This window comes from Micromonospora sp. NPDC003241, from assembly GCF_053589795.1.
The window spans coordinates 1-19,680 of the sequence record NZ_JBSFSO010000074.1; the positions used below are offsets into that span (position 1 = coordinate 1).

The 19,680-nt window shown below is 64.5% G+C and carries 19 protein-coding genes and 1 pseudogene; 7 read left to right on the plus strand and 13 right to left on the minus strand.

The genetic code is table 11. The features are described 5' to 3' along the window. The 3 genes from ACWDVW_RS31565 to ACWDVW_RS31575 form a co-directional block, all read right to left on the minus strand. On the minus strand, positions 1-862 hold an 862-nt coding region (locus ACWDVW_RS31565), incomplete at its 3' end, for an amidohydrolase family protein (protein WP_449956341.1). A gap of 383 nt (positions 863-1,245) precedes the next feature. After that, positions 1,246-2,658, minus strand: coding sequence for an NADP-dependent succinic semialdehyde dehydrogenase (locus tag ACWDVW_RS31570; protein ID WP_449956344.1), 1,413 nt, complete (start codon positions 2,656-2,658; stop codon positions 1,246-1,248). A 13-nt stretch (positions 2,659-2,671) separates the two neighbouring features. Beyond that, a complete protein-coding gene (locus tag ACWDVW_RS31575; protein WP_449956347.1) occupies positions 2,672-2,935 on the minus strand; it encodes a DUF6343 family protein in 264 nt (87 codons plus the stop codon). A 121-nt stretch (positions 2,936-3,056) separates the two neighbouring features. Between ACWDVW_RS31575 and ACWDVW_RS31580 the strand changes: the two genes are divergently transcribed. Beyond that, on the plus strand, positions 3,057-3,647 hold the full coding sequence (locus ACWDVW_RS31580) for an antibiotic biosynthesis monooxygenase (protein ID WP_449956349.1): 591 nt from the start codon (positions 3,057-3,059) through the stop codon (positions 3,645-3,647). Positions 3,648-3,766: 119 nt separating this feature from the next. Further along, positions 3,767-4,618 carry a GDSL-type esterase/lipase family protein gene (locus ACWDVW_RS31585; protein ID WP_449956351.1) on the plus strand — a complete coding sequence of 284 codons (852 nt, stop codon included), beginning with the start codon at positions 3,767-3,769 and terminating at the stop codon, positions 4,616-4,618. A 26-nt stretch (positions 4,619-4,644) separates the two neighbouring features. Here ACWDVW_RS31585 and ACWDVW_RS31590 read toward each other — a convergent pair whose 3' ends face one another. Continuing rightward, positions 4,645-5,400 carry an EcsC family protein gene (locus ACWDVW_RS31590; protein WP_449956354.1) on the minus strand — a complete coding sequence of 252 codons (756 nt, stop codon included), beginning with the start codon at positions 5,398-5,400 and terminating at the stop codon, positions 4,645-4,647. Between the two features lie 195 nt (positions 5,401-5,595). On the opposite strand from ACWDVW_RS31590, the gene ACWDVW_RS31595 reads away from it, so the two are divergent. From ACWDVW_RS31595 to ACWDVW_RS31605, 3 genes and pseudogenes are all read left to right on the plus strand, one after another. Next, a complete protein-coding gene (locus ACWDVW_RS31595) occupies positions 5,596-6,507 on the plus strand; it encodes a proteasome assembly chaperone family protein (protein WP_449956357.1) in 912 nt (303 codons plus the stop codon). A gap of 280 nt (positions 6,508-6,787) precedes the next feature. Continuing rightward, on the plus strand, positions 6,788-7,585 hold the full coding sequence (locus ACWDVW_RS31600; protein ID WP_449956360.1) for an exodeoxyribonuclease III: 798 nt from the start codon (positions 6,788-6,790) through the stop codon (positions 7,583-7,585). Positions 7,586-7,677: 92 nt separating this feature from the next. Next, positions 7,678-7,848: pseudogene (locus tag ACWDVW_RS31605) on the plus strand (antibiotic biosynthesis monooxygenase family protein); the annotation flags it as partial. A 428-nt stretch (positions 7,849-8,276) separates the two neighbouring features. Here the strand turns inward: ACWDVW_RS31605 and ACWDVW_RS31610 are convergent. Continuing rightward, entirely contained in the window at positions 8,277-8,486 is a 210-nt protein-coding gene (locus ACWDVW_RS31610) for a hypothetical protein (protein ID WP_449956363.1), read from the minus strand. A gap of 323 nt (positions 8,487-8,809) precedes the next feature. Between ACWDVW_RS31610 and ACWDVW_RS31615 the strand changes: the two genes are divergently transcribed. Further along, positions 8,810-9,049, plus strand: coding sequence for a winged helix-turn-helix domain-containing protein (locus tag ACWDVW_RS31615; protein WP_449956366.1), 240 nt, complete (start codon positions 8,810-8,812; stop codon positions 9,047-9,049). Positions 9,050-9,119: 70 nt separating this feature from the next. Here the strand turns inward: ACWDVW_RS31615 and ACWDVW_RS31620 are convergent, their stop codons facing one another. The 8 genes from ACWDVW_RS31620 to ACWDVW_RS31655 all read right to left on the minus strand — a co-directional run bounded on the left by ACWDVW_RS31620 (position 9,120) and on the right by ACWDVW_RS31655 (position 18,763). Continuing rightward, on the minus strand, positions 9,120-10,388 hold the full coding sequence (locus tag ACWDVW_RS31620) for a pentapeptide repeat-containing protein (protein ID WP_449956369.1): 1,269 nt from the start codon (positions 10,386-10,388) through the stop codon (positions 9,120-9,122). 44 nt (positions 10,389-10,432) lie between these two features. Further along, complete coding sequence (locus ACWDVW_RS31625; protein ID WP_449956372.1) at positions 10,433-10,753, minus strand: hypothetical protein; 321 nt, start codon at positions 10,751-10,753, stop codon at positions 10,433-10,435. An 855-nt stretch (positions 10,754-11,608) separates the two neighbouring features. Beyond that, the gene (locus ACWDVW_RS31630) at positions 11,609-12,013 is read right to left on the minus strand and encodes a hypothetical protein (RefSeq protein ID WP_449956374.1); all 405 of its coding nucleotides are present in this window, start codon (positions 12,011-12,013) and stop codon (positions 11,609-11,611) included. Then, positions 12,010-13,038 (minus strand): AAA family ATPase, encoded by a 1,029-nt coding sequence (locus ACWDVW_RS31635; protein WP_449956377.1) that lies wholly within the window; start codon positions 13,036-13,038, stop codon positions 12,010-12,012. The genes ACWDVW_RS31630 and ACWDVW_RS31635 overlap by 4 nt, the downstream gene beginning before the upstream one ends. A gap of 22 nt (positions 13,039-13,060) precedes the next feature. Further along, a complete protein-coding gene (locus ACWDVW_RS31640) occupies positions 13,061-14,002 on the minus strand; it encodes a bifunctional DNA primase/polymerase (RefSeq protein WP_449956380.1) in 942 nt (313 codons plus the stop codon). 1,346 nt (positions 14,003-15,348) lie between these two features. Then, on the minus strand, positions 15,349-16,863 hold the full coding sequence (locus ACWDVW_RS31645; protein ID WP_449956382.1) for a recombinase family protein: 1,515 nt from the start codon (positions 16,861-16,863) through the stop codon (positions 15,349-15,351). 210 nt (positions 16,864-17,073) lie between these two features. Beyond that, positions 17,074-17,673, minus strand: a complete 600-nt coding sequence (locus tag ACWDVW_RS31650) for a class F sortase (RefSeq protein ID WP_449956388.1) — start codon at positions 17,671-17,673, stop codon at positions 17,074-17,076. Between the two features lie 532 nt (positions 17,674-18,205). Further along, on the minus strand, positions 18,206-18,763 hold the full coding sequence (locus ACWDVW_RS31655) for a hypothetical protein (RefSeq protein WP_449956390.1): 558 nt from the start codon (positions 18,761-18,763) through the stop codon (positions 18,206-18,208). Positions 18,764-18,897: 134 nt separating this feature from the next. Between ACWDVW_RS31655 and trmB the strand changes: the two genes are divergently transcribed. Next, positions 18,898-19,608 carry a tRNA (guanosine(46)-N7)-methyltransferase TrmB gene (gene trmB, locus ACWDVW_RS31660; protein WP_449956385.1) on the plus strand — a complete coding sequence of 237 codons (711 nt, stop codon included), beginning with the start codon at positions 18,898-18,900 and terminating at the stop codon, positions 19,606-19,608. The last annotated feature ends 72 nt before the right edge of the window (positions 19,609-19,680 follow it).

Below are 19,680 nucleotides of genomic sequence, written 5' to 3' on the forward strand. Positions count from 1 at the left end.
GGGGTGGGAACGAACGTCCGACGATCGGTGGGAGCCCGGCGGCCCCCCCCCCCCCCCCCCCCCCCCCCTCGACCAGGTAGCGGATGCTGGTCGGGTCGAATCCCATGGTGTCGACGTAGACGTGCCGCCGCAGGTGCTCCGGCGCGTGCCGGCTGATCCTCGCGGTCAGGCCGGTGAAGGTGCCGAGCAGCAGGGCCGGGGCGCCGATCAGCGGGATGACGATCCGCAGGTGCGGCAGGTCGTCGACGACCCGGGAGTTGAGCAGCGCCAGCAGGCTCGCGGCGTCGATCGCGCCCCGCGCGAGCAAGGTGCCGGCCCGGCCGATTCCTTCGAGCTGGTCGGTGAAGCCACGCGGGTTGATCGGATGCACGAACACCGGCACGCCGAGTTCCGCCGCCGTCCGCAACGTCGGGTACGCGGCCGGGTCGTCGAGCAACCGGTCACCCCCGTCGGCGGCGGCGTCGACGACCGCACCGGAGAGGTGCAGCTCGGTCACCGCGCGCCGGAGTTCGGCGGCGGCGTCCTCCCCCTGCCAGGCGTCGATGGTCGCCAGCCCGGACAGTCGGCCCGGGTGGGCGGCGACCTGACCGGCCAGGTGGTCGTTGATCTGCCGGACCACCTGGGCGGTCAGGGTCGTGCCGGCGGCGGCGACCAGGGACGGCGGGGCGTTGAGTACCCGGGTGGCGATCCCCCCGGCCTCGGCGGAGGCCAGTACGTCGTCGAGGTCGACGATGCGCCGGACGGTCCGTTCCCGGAGCGCGGCCACCTCGGGTCTTGCGGACGCCCACAGGGCGGGTGGATGGGCGGGGTCGACGTAGTGGACGTGGAAGTCCACCACCGCCGGTGAGCCTGTTTCGGACATGCTGACCTGATCTCTGTGCGGTGGGGGGTGGACCGGCGCGAAGGATCACCGGGTCCAGGGAGAGTCGGCCCATGCGGAGGCCGAGGTGGCCGCCCACGGCGAGCCGATGAGGGTGCCCGAAGCGGGTCACCGGGAGAGGTGGCGCCGGCCGAGTCGTCAGGCCGGCGGTTCGTCTAGAGCCGACACAGGGCGCCGGCGGTGCGGCGCAGGTCCACATGCCAGCGCCGCCGGTGCCAGGTGAAATGGCTCTTGATCACGAAAGTAACCCTATCCACCCGATAGGAATTGACAACAACTTGCCCAGCATCCGAGACGCCGGCAACGGCCGTGACCAGCGACATCACTCCCACACCGGCAATCCACTCCGCACCGCCCGCACACGGCTACTCGGCGTGAGCGCCCGCGCCCGCGGTGGCCGCACCCTCACCCACCCAGACGGTCTTGACGTTGCAGAACTCGTGCATGCCCTGCGCCGACAACTCCCGTCCGTAGCCGGAGTTCTTCACCCCGCCGAAGGGCAGCTCCGGGTACGAGGTGGTCATGCCGTTGACGAAGACGGCTCCGGCGTCCAGGTCGGTGGCGAAGCGCTCCTGCTCCTGCGGATCGCGGGTCCAGGCGTTCGACCCGAGGCCGTACGGGGTGCCGTTGGCCACCTCGATCGCCTCGTCGCACGACGAGACCCGGTACAGCCCGGCGACCGGCCCGAACACCTCCTCGCCCCACATCCGCATGTCCGGCCGCAGGTCGGTGACCACCGTCGGCGGATAGAACCAGCCGTCACCGGTCGGCTTCTCGCCGCCGCAGAGCACGGTGGCTCCCTTGTCGACGGCGTCGCGTACCTGGGCGTCGACCTCGTCGCGGCCCCGTTCCGAGGCGAGCGGCCCGACGTCGGTGTCGTCGTCCATCGGATCACCGACCCGCAACGCCGACATCCGGTGCGCGAACGCCTCGGCGAACGCGTCGTACACGTCGGCGTGCACGATGAACCGCTTGGCCGCGATGCAGGACTGGCCGTTGTTCTGGCAGCGGGCGGTGGTGGCCACCTCGGCGGCGAGTTCCACGTCGGCCGAGGGCATCACCACGAACGGGTCGCTGCCACCCAACTCCAGCACGGTCTTCTTGAGTTCCCGGCCGGCGATCTGGGCGATCGAGCGGCCGGCGGGCTCACTGCCGGTGAGCGTGGCGGCCCGTACCCGGGGGTCGCTCAGGATCCGGTCGACGGCGTCGGAGCCGACCAGCAGCGTGGTGAAGGCCCCTTCGGGGAAACCGGCCCGCCGGAACACGTTCTCCAGCAGCAGCGCCGTCTGCGGCACGTTGGAGGCGTGTTTCAGCAGTCCGGTGTTGCCGGCCATCAACGCCGGCGCGGCGAACCGGACGACCTGCCAGAGCGGGAAGTTCCACGGCATCACCGCCAGCACCGGCCCGATCGGCTGGTAGCGGACGAACGCCCGGGTCGCGGAGACCGCCGACGCGTCGGCCGGACGGTCGGCCAGGAACTCCGCCGCGTGCCGGGCGTAGAAGCGGCAGGCGGCGGCGCACTTGGTGACCTCGGCCTTCGACGCGGCGAGGGTCTTGCCCATCTCGGTGGTCATCACCCGGGCGATCTCGTCGCGCTCCGCCTCCAGCAGGTCGGCCGCCGCCTCCAGCCACCGCCCGCGCTGCGCGATCGTGGTGGACCGCAGGTCCCGGTACGCCAGGTCGGTCCGCTCGATCGCCGCGTCGACCTGCGCGTCGGACATCGCCTCGTACGTCTTGAGCACCTGTCCGGTCCGGGGGTCGGTGGTGGCGATGGACATCGGGCTTCTCCCGTCACTCGAAGAGCGAGTGCCGTACGCCGGGTTCCTCGCGACGGCGGGCGGCACGACGACGTTGGATGACGGCCAGGTCGACGACGGCGATCACCGCGAAAACGACGCAGACCACACCCAACCAGGCCACGTCGGCACGGAACGCCAGCACCGCGAAGACGACCATGCTGACGAGCCCGAAGCCGGCCAGTACGAGCCTCAGGTTGAGCGCGCTGTTCGCGTGGCCGACCGTGCCTCGGGCGCGTCGGGGCTGTGATCGGGTCATCGTCCCCACCTACCCGGCGGTGCCGGGGCTAACCGTCGTCGCCGGGTCGCGGTGGTGCGTTGCGTTACATCGACCGGCCGCCGATGGGCCGGTCCGGGCCGGCGCGCGCACCATGGGAGCCATGACCGTGAGCTCTGCCGTGCCGGTGACCGTCGCCGTGGCCCGACGTGCCGACCCCGCCCGCACCGACGAGATGGTGGCGTGGATGCGGGCCGGTACGGCGCTGGCCGAGGTGTTCCCGGGTTTCCTCGGCGCCGGTTGGGTCCGCAGCGCGCCCGGCTCGGGCGAGTGGCACATGCTCTACCGCTTCGCCGATCCGGACACGCTGCGCCGCTGGGAGGAGTCGCCGCAGCGCACCTGGTGGCTCACCTCGGCGCAGGGCATCGTCGAGCACACCCGGGTCGAGCGGCGCAGCGGCATCGAGGGCTGGTTCGACCCACCCCGTGCGGAGACCGTGGAGATGTCGGACCCGGCGGTGCCCGCGTCGCCGCCCCGGTGGAAGCAGGCGATCACGATCTGGCTGGCGTTCTTCCCGCTCAGCCTGACCGCGACCCTGCTGACCGGCCATCTCCTGCCGGACCTGCCGGTCGCGGCCCGGGTCCTGGTCATGACGCTCACCCTCACCCCGCTGATGACCTATCTGGTGCTGCCCCGGATCACCCGGGCGCTGCACTGGTGGCTGCACGGTCACCGCGCCCCGTGGCGCGCATAGCACGCCACCCCCGGCCGCGACAGCTCTCTGCCGCATCTCCGACACCGACACGGGAGCACCACCCGCCCCACGCGTAGAGTCACCATGCTGTTGCTCTGTGCTGTGAGGCTGGGGAACTCATGCCCAAACGCTGGACCACCGTCGTGGTCAGCCTGCTCGCACTGGTCGCGCTCGCCTGCGAGGCCGGTGCGGAACCGACACCACGGCCCAGCGACGGCACACCCCGGGCCGGCTCGCCCAAGGTCGTCGCGGCGCTCGGCGACTCGATCACCACCGGATTCGGCTCCTGCCTGGTCCTGACCTCGTGCGAACGCAACTCCTGGTCGACCGGGGACGGCCTGCGCGTGGACAGCCACTACCGCCGGCTGGTGGACCGCAACCCCGGGCTGCGCGGCCACGCCCACAACCACGCCCGTCCGGGCGCGCGGGCCGCCGCGCTGGCCGGGCAGGCCGAGCGGGCGGTACGCGACCGCGCCGACTACGTGACCGTGCTGGTCGGTGCCAACGACGCCTGCCGGAGCACGATCGGCGCGATGACGCCGGTGACCGAGTTCCGGGCCGAGATCGACCGGGGGCTGCGGGTGCTGCGCGAGGGCCGCCCGAAGGCCCGGGTGCTGGTGGTCAGCATCCCCGACCTGTACCGCCTCTGGGAGGTCGGCCACGACGACTCGCGGGCGGCCCGCGCCTGGCGTCGTGGCGTCTGCCCGGCGCTGCTGGCCGACGCGACCTCGGACGCTTCCGCCGACCGGGCCCGCCGGGCGGAGTTCCGGGACCGGATCGACGCCTACAACAGCCAACTCCGCGCGGCCTGCCGGGCGTACGGCTCCCGGTGCCGCCACGACGGCGGGGCGGTGCACCGGGTGCGCTTCGACCTGGACCTGGTCAACCGGTTGGACTACTTCCACCCCAACACCGACGGTCAGTCCCGCCTCGCCGAGGTGACCTGGCGCTCCGCCGGCTACGCGGACTGACGCGCCGACGGCTCCGGTCCATCCGTCTACTCCGGAGAGATGCGGGGCGCCGGGATGGGCGGGCCCTCCGGTCGGCGGTACATGGCCCGGGAGCGTTCGGCCAGCCCCTTGGTGGCCGAGGAGTTGGCCCAGGTGCCGAGCACGATCGCGGCGCCGGGCACCACCTTGGCGAAGAGTCGCTTGGCGGCCCGTACGCCGGCCATCTGGGCCAGCCGTACGCCCAGCCGCAGCATCACCCGACTCAACGCCTGCTGCCCGCCACCGCCGCCGAACAACGCACCGGCCCGCTCCCGACCGGCCGCCACCCCCAGCGCCAGCCGGGCACTCGCCGCCACCTTGTGCACCTTCTGCAGCACCAGCAGGTCGGCGGCGCGGTCCGGGTGCGTCGGGTCCACCCCGTACGCGGCGGCGATGTGCAGCACCATCCGCGCCTGGGTCCAGGCCAGCACTCCCACGTCGATCACCGCGCCGGGCAGGCCGGCGGCACCGGAGACGGCACCGGAGAGCCGCGCCCGGTTGACGAACCGGCGTACCGCCTTCTCCGCCAGGGCCTCCTCGGTGAGGCGTGGATGGTCGGCGCGGACCTGCTGGACCCACCGCGCCGCCTCCGGCCCGAGCCGGCGCACCGCCTCGATGGCGAGGTGCTCCGGCGCGTACTGCGGATCCTGGCGCATGCGGTCCCAGAGCGTGGCCGGCGGGGCCTCGACGGCCTCGCCCGCGGACGCCGGCCCGGCCGGTGCCGGGGTGACGGGCTGACCGTCGGCGGGGACGGAATCGCTCATCGCTCTCCCTTCGGTGAGTTCTCTCCATGTGTACCTCGTGACGGCAACGCGGTACCCCGGCCGGTTGTTGCTACACCGATGCCGGGGCGAACGGCCCGCCGCAACAGGAATGCACCAGGATGACGGGTACGTTCTGGCGATCGGGACGCCGCCAACCCGGCGACCCGTGACGCGCAAACCAGGGAGGCCGCACCGGTGCTCGACCCACACGAGCTCTACGAACTCACCGACGATCTGCCCGAACTCGGTCAACCGGTCCTGATCCAGGCCCTCACCGGCTTCGTCGACGCCGGTAACGCCAGCCGGCTGGCCCGCGAACAGCTCCTCACATCGCTGGACGCCCGCCCGATCGCCCGGTTCGACCTGGACCAGATGTTCGACTACCGCTCCCGGCGCCCGGTGATGACCTTCGTCGAGGACCACTGGGAGAGCTACGACGCCCCGGCGTTGGAGCTGCACCTGCTACGCGACGACGACGAGACCCCGTTCCTGCTGCTCACCGGCCCCGAGCCGGACCTGCAGTGGGAGCGGTTCGTGGCCGCCGTGGCGGGTCTGGCCGAGCGGCTGGACGTCCGGCTCACCGTCGGGCTGAACGCGATCCCGATGGCGGTGCCGCACACCCGCCCGACCGGCGTGACCGCGCACGCCACCCGACGTGACCTGATCGCCGGCTACGAGCCGTGGCTGCAACGGGTGCAGGTCCCCGGCAGCGTGGGACACCTGCTGGAGTTCCGCCTCGGCGAGGCGGGCCGCGACGCGCTGGGCTTCGCCGCCCACGTGCCGCACTACGTGGCGCAGGCCGAGTACCCGGCCGCCGCCGAGGTGCTGCTGGCGTCGGTGTCACGCAGCACCGGGCTGCTGCTGCCCCGCGACGGGCTGCACTCAGCCGCCGAGGTGGTCCGCGTCGAGATCGACCGGCAGGTAGCGCAGAACGACGAGGCCAGTGCGCTGGTGCAGGCGCTGGAGGAGCAGTACGACGCGTACGCCCGGGGCAAGGGCGAGCGGAACCTGCTCGCCGCCGAGAACGGCCCGCTGCCCACGGCGGAGGAACTCGGCGCCGAGTTGGAACGCTTCCTCGCCGAGCAGACCCGCCCGCCGGAGGCGTGACGGCGGCGTGCACGGCCTTACGTGCAAGGCTTGCGTGCAAGGAAGGGCCCCCTATTAACGCCTCGTGCATAGCAGGGGTCCCCTCCTAACACCTCGCCACCGCCGCGCGCGCCGCGCACCGCGCAACGCCGCGCACCGCGCAACGCCGCGCGCCACGAGCCGCAGCGCGCACGGCGAGCCGCCAGCGCGCGGTGAACTGCCACCGCGTCGTGAGGCACCGCGACCCGCCGGGCTCGTGCGCCGCCCGGCGGAGCGGGCCCGGATACGGCAGGCTGGCACCATGCGTCTGGCCACCTGGAACGTCAACTCGGTGAAGGCCCGTCTGCCCCGGCTCCTGAACTGGCTGGCCGACACCGGGCCGGACGTGGTCTGCCTCCAGGAGACCAAGTGCCCCGACGGCGCGTTTCCGGTCGCCGAGGTGGGCGAACTCGGCTACAGCGTGGCCAGCCACAGCGACGGCCGGTGGAACGGTGTGGCCGTGCTGTCCCGGGTCGGGCTGGCCGACGTCACGGTCGGGTTCCCCGGCGAACCCGGGTTCCCCGAGCCGGAGGCCCGCGCCATCGCGGCCACCTGCGACGGGCTGCGGGTCTGGTCGGTGTACGTGCCGAACGGCCGCGCCCCCGACGATCCGCACTACGCGTACAAGCTGGCCTGGCTGGCGGCGCTGCGGAACGCGCTGGACACCGAACTCACCGGCGGGCCGGCGCTGGCGGTCTGCGGCGACTTCAACGTGGCCCCGACCGACGAGGACGTGTGGGAGCCGGCGCTGTTCGCGACCTCCACCCACGTCACGCCGGCCGAGCGGGCCGCCCTGGCGGCGCTGCGCGACCTGGGCCTCACCGACGTGGTGCCCACCCCGATGAAGGGGCCGCACCCGTACACCTACTGGGACTACCGGGCCGGGATGTTCCACCAGAACAAGGGCATGCGAATCGACCTGGTGTACGCCTCGGCGCCGGTGGCCCGCGCGGTCCGCTCCGCGTACGTGGACCGGGAGGCCCGCAAGGGCAAGGGCCCCTCCGACCACGCGCCGATCGTGGTCGACGTCGACCACGTACCGACGGTCGAGTCCTTCTGACCTCCGCCGCCCCGCGGATCTGGGTACGAAACGGCTCCTGGGGCGGCCGTGCGCCAAGATCTGTTCCGCTCGTCCAGGTCTAGGGTGAAGACATGGCAGTTGTGAAGATCAACGCGATCGACGTCCCGCCCGGTGCCGGCGAGGAGTTGGAGAAGCGGTTCGCCGCCCGCGCCCGCGCGGTGGAGAACTCCCCCGGTTTCCTCGGCTTCGAGTTGCTGCGGCCGGTGGCCGGCGAGAACCGCTACTTCGTGTACACGCGGTGGGCAGTTTTCAGATAGAGAGATAGTCACCCTAGGTAACTTTGGTTGATCATGATTACAACTGCCATGACCTGCGGTTTTGCAAGATCTTCGGGCCGCCCATCATGACCCACAGAAGTCAGGCGACCAGGGCGACGCTGAGCGCCGTACGCGGACACCCCCACCCCTAGGACCTCCACCAGGCAGCCGCTCACCCACGGGCGCTCTCAGGCTGCCGATTGGTACGACGCGCGCCCATCCAGGAATCACACCCACCCCGGAACAAACAAGATCACTTCATTCGCCGAATCGAGCGATCTTGGCATTCTTGACGCAATTGTTATTGTGATAAAACTAACTATATTATTGCATTCTTGAGCTATTCATGGTTGGCGGTAGCCCCAAAACTCAATAGGGGTGGCCATACTGAGTTGATCTTGGAAACCCGCAGGTCAACCCTTCTGTAGCATCACAGATGCTAGCTCCGACCACTTCTCTAGCGCCCAATCGAGTTGTCGGCAGTTGTTGCGCCCCTCGCACTCTAGACAACCACCAGCACGCCAGATCTCATCGGCTGCTTTGTCCCAATGCGCTTCAAGGATTCGGTTGATTTCGAAGATCCGGCGCAGCGGGTTGTCCTCATCAGGATCATCGATCGGCACGGCGACCCCCGTTGCTGCGGAACGACTCAGCACGAGTCACGAACGGCTCTCGCAGTACCGGGTACTTGCCAACCCGTGAGTTCCAGCGTGGCCGACGAACCGGACCAACCCGCATCTTGACGCAGCCCGCATACGTCTCATGCCCGCAGAGGCACTCAGGTTCGCGCCAGAACCGCCACCCTCGCCGCTTTGTGCCATGTCTAGTCATGACTCGTCTCCTGCCTGGTTTCGGCCCTTCTCAGGAACCTACGTCAGACCTTGACTTAAGTCATAGCTTGACTTATGTGTGATCTTGTGCCTAGTGATGACCTAGACTTGACTTCGTGCCGTACGAACAAGCTCAGTACCGGGTGATCGCAGACGAGATCACGAATAAGATTCGGTCAGGTGAGCTGAAACCAGGAGACAAGCTGCCTTCTACTGCGGAGTTGGCAGAAAGTCACCACGTCGCATGGTCAACCGTGAACCGGGCTTTTGGCCTTTTGCATGATCGTGGCCTGGTGATCGGGAGACAGGGCAAGGGGATTTACGTGGCCGGTACACCTAAGGTGCCAGAGGATTAAATCCCCCTGCAAGGCAGCAGGAACGAACACCCTGCCGTTCCTCGGCCCCATGCGGACACCTCAATTCCTTCTAGGCATCTTCGGACTCTACTGCCACAGACCCACGTCCAAATAGCTTTTGCACAACTTTCCATCCCGGCAAAGTGTGATCTTGCAATCTGTATCCTATAGGCAACTCAATGCCCTCTTGTATACTGCTCTGAGAGGCCAAAGCGCCCGAGAGATTCACGCCCATTGGCCTGTCATCGAACACCACTTTATTTTCAAACTTCGCTCCGTCGAAGTTGGCATTCATGCGAAGCGTTAATGCCGAGAACCTCATAGGCCCAAGAAAACGCGCGTAGGTAAAATCCGCATGGCCAGCAAAGCTCACCGACACGAAGCCCGCACGGCCATCGAAGACGGCTCTGGAAGCCATAAAGCGGCCGTCAAGAATGCACAGAAATAGACTTGTCGCGCCGACGATGTACGCGCCCTCAATATTAAGAGTGTGGAGGCGACACGAATCGAGATCAAGATTAAGGAGAGTTGCGCCTCGTAAGTTGAGTCGAAGACTACCCCACCAACTCTCATCAACTCCGCCATCCCCACGCACGTTGAGAACAAGATGGGAAGAAAGTATCTCCTGCGCCGCTAGCCGAATTTCGAGTTCTTCGAAACGCTCTGGATCGGTCACTTCGACCGCGCCATCGTCCTCTTGAGTGATAATCTTGTAGATCTCGGCAGTTACGGTAAACGGCATCCGGAGGTAGGAACAGATCAGGTTAGTAACCATCTGCCTGTGGCCGGGATTATCCTGAGCTAGCCGTTCAAGCGAATACAGTGCCGCCATACGTACGGGCGCTTTGTCTGAACCCAATTGCTCTGCCGCCTTGACGTACAGTTCGGTAATCCGCTTCTCAGATGCATCGTGTTTGGCGTCTTCTGCGGTTCTATTCTTGTGTTCCTGGTCGGCGTGGTCTACGCGCTCTTTGACGTACTGGCGACGCAAAGCAAGGAAAAGGGCAATAAGCCCTCCAGTGCCGGCCCCAACCGCAAGAATATTGCGAATCACGTCGACTCTCAGTTGAGCCTCACGAACGGCAAGGTCCGGCGAGTTAGGTACACCCGCCGGAACCTTCGCGGCGTCCCACATGAAATACGAGGCCACACCTGTAGCCACGAGTGCAATGATGGTGAGAGCAATCAAGGTCGCCAGGTGGATTGGCTTGTAGGTTCTAGGCTTCGAAGACTTCTCGGATTTATCGGCCTTAGCCTTCTTCGCTTTACGCTCAAACCAGCGCTGACGCAAAGCCGCAACGGGCTTGAAGCGCTTGTACCACCGGACACCTTCGGGCATCCCATGATTATCTCTCAGGGATGCAACATCGGTCTACCCCAGCACTACTGATCTTCAATCACGCCATAGTCCCGTACTCCGGAATCGGGTACGTGCCCACAGTTAGAAACGGCATCACAGTATTTCCTATAAAGGTCGGGGTGTTCCTGTGCGACCTTGTTCGCAGCGTCGGCGTAGCTCAGCCCGTGCTCCCGCACTTCACTGGTGATGAGGTCTGAGTAACCGCTCATTTCTACTCGGTTGTTATGTGTCCTGAGCCGTTGCGAAACCTCTGCTAGTTGCTTTAGTCCTGCATCCTGCTGGCCCAACTTCCCATTCAGGTACTTGGCCAACAGCTCTGATTCTTCCGGAGTTAGTTGGTTCACTTTCCCTCCCCTGCAATCGGCTTTTCGAGTAACAGGCTCACCATGCGAGCTAACTCGTTGCACTGTTCACGCAAGCCCTCATGGTCGGACTTTATAGACCTGATGACCTCAGTTTGGTTCTTATGAGCCATGGGCCAATCCTGCTGAGACAGCTTCGACACTTAGTTAGTCCTCTCTCGTCTATCTTGTACCAGCCACAGAATCAGACCGGATAGAAACGTTTTGGCATCTTGCCGAACATCAGGATCACGAGCAGTGCGTGAAAGCTCGAAAGCCTCATTGAGAACCAACGGCAACGACTCTCGCAACAGCCGTTGCGAACGTTCTCCCGGTTCCTCATCTGGGTGAAACTTGTCTTCAAGTCTGAGCGCTTCTCTGTGTTGCAACAGTTCCGGCGCTACTTCGAAGTATTCACGCTCTATGAATTCATCATCCGTCACTCGGTCACGACTCACTCTCTTTCACACCTAGAGCCTTCTCTAGTTCCTTCAAGTCGACGACTTGCCCTTTCTCTATTCGCGCAACCCGGTCGACTAGATTTCGGTGCTGTAGGTATAGCTCGGAAACCCTGATACTCAACGCTGTAACCCTGCTGATTGCCTCTGTGATCTCGCCATGTAACCTCGTCCCGGCATTCTCGGTCCGATTACGAACCATTGCGATCTCGTCGCGTAGCTCTTGAATGAGTCGCTTCTGAACTTCGAAAGCAGGCGACCATACTTTGTTCTTCAATAGATCACCTCCTGGTCCTCAGCGTCATGCGGACACTCCACTAGAACCCGCCGGTAAAGCTGGCCCAATAGCCCATCCGGATCAACGAACTTTAAATAGCCGGTCGGGACACACCAGTCATGGCTATTGCACAATGGTTCCATCTACCGTCCTTTGGTCGTTGAATATCCGTGACCAATCGTTGCCGTAGTCACTGACCGATACATTTACCGTCGGAGTGTTGAGCCCAAACGTGCTCTTATAGCTCTCCGCTATTTTCACGAAAGCCTGCAGGTCGGTCGCTAGCTTTGTTTCTAGGTACTTTTCATAAGCAACGACCATTACCCGCTCTTGCATTTCCGCAAGCTGGCTGCGACGCTCCCGGATGTTCTCTTCGGTCGTACCAATTAGCGCGTTGAGAATGTGGCCAACCATGACGTGTGAGATACCGACCCGTTCGCCGATCTGTCGGTATGTCATGTTCTCTTCGGTCCGTAGCCGTAGGATTTCGTTGTCTCTCACCAGACGCGCTAACTCCGCTCCCCTCATTCGGCCACCTCCACCTTTCGGCTATCTGCGGTCCATGGTTTCTGTAGCGCATAGTTAAATGAGTTACCTGATTTGGTTTCCAGGATGAACCCATCATCGACCAGGCTTCTAAGGTATGTGTCATTTGCGTTTCGGTCGCCCTTGATATTGCCCAGCAACTTTCCCTTACCACCGGTGAAGGTTCCGCCGCAGCTCACCAGGAAATCGCAAATCGCCACTTTGGTCTGGTCGTCCCTGGAAAGTTCAACCGTGAGGTTCGCAGCCCATGGCCAGTCCTCACTACGCATGAGCGAGCGTGGCCAGTCCCGAGAATCACGAGGTGGCCGGTAGTGCTTTAGCTCGCCATCTTTGGCTAGGTGAAATCCAAACTCAGGCCACCTGAGCCACAGCGAGGCACCGTAGGGACGAATTGGCCTGCTCAGTCCCGGCGCAGCGTGCGGACTGTGTGCCTCAATGAATACGGCACAGCCCACTTCCGTCCGTAACTCATCTATCAGGGTTGCGATTGGCTTTGAGACTCTGTCTTCCTTGAGGTCATCGGCAGCGAGTTTGTATAGCGGACCGATGACCCACAGGTCTGGTCGGACCGCTAGAACCTCATTCACGAGCCATTCCCGGTCAGCAGAGCTACCAGGGATGTCTAGACCCTCAGGCTTTGACGCAACAGCCAAGTTCGTCTGGTCTACTTTGCTGCGGAGTGCACCGAGCGACCGACGCAGGATCTTCTTAGGGTTCTCCAAGTCGACCAGGAGCACACGTAGCGGTTCAATGGTTTGGTCGGGCTGGAAGGGGTGTAGTCCGGCACTGCTGGTGACCGCAATTTGCCGTAGCAGAGTGCTCTTACCGTGCCCTTCACCTCCGGTGAATATTGCCCGGTCGCCACGTTCCACAATGCCAGGAATGAGCCAGTCGTAATCTGGTTCGTCGTCCCTCAAGAAGTCGTCTAGTTCCAGGGCATCCCTGGTTACAGTCTCCCGGTTCACGATGGACCAGAACTTGTCATCAGTAACGTTTCTGCCGACCATGTTTTATCTGTCTCCGTTATGGTCATCGTGAACCACCGACCCGCTGTTGCTCCACCCTAATTGGCCTGCGCTTACCAGCCCACAGAGCGCTATCTAGCGTTCGCTCTATCTCATCAAGCAACAGACCCGATTGATGAGCGGCAAGAGTAATCCGTCTGCGAATCTCGTCCTCGTCAAAGTGACCGCCGGCCAGGTAACGACCTAACCTTCTGGCCTTTTGGTAAAGGGTACTGTTGCGCGTGCCTATCGCCGCACTCCGCACGTCATTCATGGAGTAGGCGAGAACGCTGGTAAGCCACGACTCCGGTTCGTCTCTGTATATGACTTCGGGTTCGCTCGTTGTCCTACTGCCTTGCAGGTGGTGGGCGTTTGTTTGGTCGCTTACCCCACCCTGCCGGTAGTTAAATGACCCATCACCACCCCCCTGCCTGGCAGAGATACGGTCGACAATCCAGGTTGGCAATTCGACCGGTTGTAGGTTGTTGACTTTGGCGTAACCGGGTGATGGTGGAACTACGATTTGCCGCTTGTCTGCCTGTAGGTCCACACCTCTGCCCAGTTCGCCAGAACGTAGCGAACGCTCATAGCGGAACAGGTAGTGCCGTCCGCCGCTCATGGTGGAGTGAATGCGGGTTGAGGGTAGTTCTGGCAACTGAGCCAGAGTGTCGTCACCACCGTTACGCGGGTCGACATCTACGGCCACAATGTGACTGCGAATACCGGTTAGTACACCAGGAACAGCAAACGGCCATTGTTTCCACCAGGATTCGATGGTTCCTCTAGTGGTGGTCGCTCGGTAATACCAGTCCCGGATAAGTGGCTGTTTCTTGCCGTCGGCAGTGAGTACCACCGGGATAACAGCCTTTCCCGCCGCAGCCCATGCCAGAGCGCCATCAAGCATGTTGAGTTGCTCTAGAGGTGTCGGTGACGGGACATCGTGATGTGTGTTCGACCCCTGATCCATTCTGGATTTGTCAAGGAACAGGGGACTAGGGAACCCTGATTCGGGCATAGCAAAACCTCACAGTCTGGGTGTTCCGCTCTCCTACTGAGGTTTTGGCTTTACCGGTCGGAGCGGACGACCCTTTATGAGACCGTGAGGTTTGAGGTTTGGTGAGGTTGTGAGTATCAGAGTGTAGGTGGTTTTGGCTTCTTGACCTCAACTTTCGGTCGGCACCACGCTTCACGCTTTTCGATCGACATATTTAGGCAGTCGTCAACCACCTGACTGACCGAAACGCAGTCACGTTCCGACAACTTCTTGATTCGCTGCTTTAGCTCAGTCTCGACCCTTGCCGTCAGGTATTCGTGTTTGGGCATCTTCACCCCCTCTGCCCGTGCTGGCTCAATGGTATTTGGCGGGTATACCGAGTATCAAGATCAGCGTGCATTGTCGGTCCTAAGGTATGAGGATTCGCACCCAATGGCGTTGATCTTGAACGCTGAGTGATGGGTGGTGATCCGGTCGGAGAGCGACCCCAAAGATTGGGTTTGGCTAATCTTGATCGATAGACATGAGGGTTAGATATCGAGAACTGGTGATGAACGACCGACGGTCACCATAGACTTATGTAGCGACTACCCTAAGTAACGGTTAGGGTACCCTTATTTAACAAACCGCACTTGGAGGGTTACCTCTATTCCTCTATTGATCTTTATGGGACGTCCATAGAGATCCTCTCCAGGTGATCTTTATGGCTCTATGGAGCCTTATAAGAGGCTCCATGCATAGAGCCATAGAGATCCTGGGCCAGTTCGTTGCGCACAATCATCGGGCTCCGAACGAGTCCGTCGATGAACATCGATATATGCCCTGGCACCCCCTCAGTCACGCCCCTGGTGGTCACTCTGCCCGGCAGGGGTGGGGCTCTGGGCTCAGCAGGCACCCTCAAAGCCACGTACAAACCCGCGAACCTCGCTCAGCACCACGGCTGAGGGTCCGGCGCTCCCGATGCTCACAGAGGCTCTGAGCGCCACCCGTCCGAGACTCGTCCGGCACCCCTCAAATGATCATGCTGCGCTTTCGCAGCACTACTGCCGCAGAATCGCTGAACAATAGCTGCACTCAATTCGTGATAGGATTGGGCCTTGTCCTAGCTGCTGCGCGCCTTGGACGATAGAAACGAAGAAGTGAATGCAGGGACATTTCTTTGTTTCGCCCTAGGTGGGGACCGAAAGCTTTGGAATTTCCTTATTCCTCCCTTTCACTTTCGGTCCCCACCAGCCTAACTTCTACGGCTTTCGGCCGTTCGCCATAAAAGCGAAAAGTCCCCCAACCTACTCAGGCTGAGGGACTTTTCGCTGTCTGGGCTAACTCTGTGGATTTCTACTGAGCCTGTCCTCCACCCAATGAATCTGGACGCGTTCTGCAACAGACTTCTTGTAACCCTTGCCGTTGGGCAGAATCTCGATGCTGTCCACCAGGTTGCCTGAGCGCAGAAACTCCCGCTTCTCAGGTAGGGACATGTCGTCCCACCGCTCAGGGTTGCTAATCAGCTTCCCAACGATGGGCAGCACCCGACTTGAGCGGAGTTGCGCTTCTAGCTTCTGAATCTGTGGTTCTAGGTCTGACTCAATTTGGGCAAGCATGACTGCGGAGAGTCGCTTAGTTCCTTGTGCAGGACGGAGGAATTGCTCTTGTGCTTCGTCTAGCTGCTCTTGCAATTCGGCTATCTCAGCCTTGAATCTTTCCCGTAGCCCGTCCTGGTCGTCGTCAACGAGCGTAACCGTGATGAGACGCTGTTTGATCTCTGCTTCTATGTAGTCTTCTAGCGGCTTACGCTGAATCGACAGACAGAAGTTTACGGAGCACATGTAGACCGGATAGCCGTTGTTCATCCGCCCGCGCATCAACTCACCACAGTTACCGCACCTAATGATGTACGAGAGAAGATGCTTGATTGCGGTATCTCGCACAGTCTTACGGGCAGGGTCAGAGAGCTTGTCGACGCACGCTTGCCACACCTTCTCATCAAGAATCGCGGGCCATGACGCTTTGGTGAAAGTCGGTGTCATGATTCCGGCCCGACGGTCTGCCTTAGTTATATGGATTCGCTTCCCAGCGTAAGCCGGGTTTGTGATTATCTTCTTGAGCTTGGTGATGTCCCACCGTTCGCTACTAGGTGGCGTGATCCCGCGCGCATTGAAGTCTTGCGCTACTGCCCAGAGCGTTTCGCCGTCCGATACTCGCCTAGCAGCTTCCCTGATTACCTCTGCCTGTTCCTCGTTGATGTGCTGAGCTACCAGCTTACGGCGAATCCTGCCCCTACCATCTTCGATGATTTCATACTCTCGGCGGTAGCCGAATTGGGTTCGCCCGTGCGGCTTCCCTTCCCGCACGTTGTCACTCATGGCCCGACGTACGCGCTCTGCTGTCTTCTCAGACTCATACGCGGAATCGATGCCGTCTTCGGCGAGGTTTTTCCAGTCCCGACCTAGCGTGAGATCGTACGTGCGCCGGTCCTTGACGACATGAATCCGGATTCGGAAAGTCCGACACAACGCAAGAAGTGTGAACCACTCAATAGGTTCACGGCTTCCACGCGAGGATTCCCATAGAATGAGGACATCGGGTCGATGGGCATTGAGGTATTCGACCATCGCTTTGTACTGCGGACGGTCTTTCGTGGCGAACCTACTTGCGGACCGGTCATTCTCAGGGAAAACCTCTTCGACGCGCCAACCTTCGTAGTCGGCATCTGCTCGACATTCGGTTTCCTGCTCGCCTACTGAGCGTCCGTTACGTTCGTCATCTTTGCTCACTCGGCAGTAGATGACTGCGCTCATTGCCCGTATCGCCGTAAGTCCCGGTCGGGTCGCTCTCATGTTCTCAATGGTACTTCTCTAGCTGTACTTCCCGTGGGAGACCGAGCAGGCGTACCAGGACTGGGCCAACGGTCCCGCCCGCGCCGCCCACGCCGCCCCGCCCGGCGCCGAGCAGCGTCCCCCGGTCGCCTCCGGCGCCACCCTCCTGGAGTTCGAGGTCGTCCAGCAGGTCCCCTGACCGCAGCCGCCCTCTCCCCCGGCGACGGGTGGTCAGGCGGGGCGGGTGCCGGTGAGGCTGGCGAAGGCGATGACGTTGTCGGCGTAGCCCTCCGGGCCACCGAGCCACTGACCGCCGCAGGTGATCAGGCGCAGGGTCGGTGGGCCGTCGTGACCGTAGACGCGGTCGGCCGGCAACTGGTCCTTCGGGAAGTGCTCGACGGAGTCCACGGTGAACACCGCCACCGAACCGTCCTCGCGGCCCACCTCGACCGTGTCACCCACCCGGAGCCTGGCCAGGTCGTAGAAGACCGACGGGCCGCTCTTGGTGTCCACGTGCCCGACGATGACCGCCGGGCCGGGGTCGCCGGGGACCGGCCCCCGGTCGTACCAGCCGGTCTCCTCGTGTCGGCTCAGCGGCGGCACCCCGATCGTGCCGTCCGGTGCGTCCCCGACCGGCTTCACCGGGGCGGCGACGTCGATCGAGGGCACCGACAGGCTCACCGGCCGGGCCGTGGTCCGCGCCACGGGTGCCGAGGTCGACGTCTGCTCGCCGCCGGTCGCGGCCCAGCCCAGCGGGGAACCGGCGGTACGCCCCAGCCCGGCGCCGGTGGCGAAGACACCGACCAGCACCAGCACCACGGCCAGCGGCATCGACCACGGGCGACGGCCGGAGCGCTCGACGCGTTCCACGCGCCGGGCGCGGACCCGGGCACCAGCGCCGATCGGGGCCCGGCCCTCCACGTCCGGCGGGATCGGCCCGTCCAGGTCGGTGGGGTACGCCCGCCCCAGCGGCGACACACCCGGCCCGTCCGGGTCGGTGGGGTACGCCCGGCCCAGCGGCGGCTCACCCGGCCCGGGCGGCGGGGTGTCGACGGGTAGGTGTGCCCACGGACGCGGCCCGCGCGGTGTGGCGGTGGGCGGGCGCGGTGTACCCGGGGAGCCGGCCACGGATGGACGAGATGTGCCTGGCGAGGCGGCTGCGGATGGACGAGATGTGCCCGGGAAGGCTGCTGCGGGTGGGTGGGGGCCGCGAGGCGGCGGATCGGGCACGAAGAGGTCGGGGCGGGGCGGGCCGCCTACCGGACGGCTACGCGAGGCACCAGGGACGGGCGACGGGCGACCGGCACGGGGCGTACCACCGGAACCGGTGGGTCGGGGCGCGCGAGGGGCGGGCACGGCGGACTCACCCGCCCGTGCCGCGCCGACGGGTGGCGGCGATCCAGACGACCATGCCGGTGACGGTCAACGCGAGCCCGCCGGGCAGCAGCAGGCCCGAGGCGACGCCACCGGAACCGCCGCCGAAGCCGGTCGCCGGGCCTCGGCTCGGCTTCATCTGGCGTACCACCTGGACCATCGTGGAGGCGGTCTCGCCGCCCCGGCACTCCAGCTTGACCCGGTAGTTGCCGGGGAGCACCCGGTCCTTGACCATGGCCGTCCCGTGGAGCAGGCCGCGTTGCGGCTGCACCGCGACCCGGCCGAAGGCGTCCGAGACGACGATCGCGCCGACCGAGTTGTCCTGGCAGCTCGCCCGGAGGCCGACCAGGTGCCCCGGTTCGACGGTGCTCGGCATGACCTCGACGAAGACGTTCGGACCGGGTTGCGGGGCGGCGGGTGCGGCGGCCCGGGCGGCGGCGGCCGGCAGCGCCGGTGCGACCAGGACGGCCGCGAGCAGTGGCAGGGCGGCGAGCAGCAACGAGGTGGCGACCGAGGTCAGACGACGAGTACGGGTCACTGACACGATGCCCCCTCCCGGCGCGCCGGAGCAGTCGCCGGGCGCCGATGCGGACACCCGGTCTGCCGTACGGGATGATGGTCTCACTCCCGGTCGTACCTCACATCCGATCCGGCGCGATGCTCGCGTAGGCTCGGTTCGCTGTGACCTCCACCGACCCGCTTCCCACCGTGTCCGCGCCGCCGCACCCGGCGCGGCCGATCCGCACCTTCCACCCGCGTGGCGGCCGGATGAGCGACCGTCAGACGGCGGCGTTGACGCAGCTGTGGCCGATGTACGCCCTGCGAGTGGCCGACGTCGACCGATTCGACCCGGTCGACCTCTTCGGCCGGCGGGCCCCGCTGGTGGTCGAGATCGGGTCCGGCATGGGCGACACGACCGCCGAAATGGCCGCCGCCGACCCGGATCGAGACTATCTGGCGGTCGAGGTGCACACGCCGGGAATCGCGAACCTCCTGGACCTCGTGCACCAGCGTGGGCTGGGCAATCTCCGGATCGCCGAGGGTGACGCGCTGGACCTGGTACGCCTGCTGCCGCCCGACTCGCTGGACGCGGTGCACGTGTACTTCCCGGATCCGTGGCCGAAGTCCCGGCACCACAAGCGGCGACTGATCCAGCCGGCGCACGTGGCGTTGCTGCGGTCCCGGCTGGCACCGGGCGGCACGCTGCACTGCGCGACCGACTGGGCGGAGTACGCGGCGTCGATGCGGGTGACGCTCGACGCCGACCCGGGCCTGGTCAACCTCTACGACGGGGTCGCGCCCCGACCGGCCCACCGGCCGGTCACCCGGTTCGAGCGGCGGGCGTTGCGGGTGGGACGGCCGATCGCCGACCTGATGTACCGCCGTCGGTGAGGCTCGCTCTCGGGTGTAAGGAGGGGTCCCCTGCTAACGCCTGGTGCATAGCAGGGGACCCTTCCTAACACC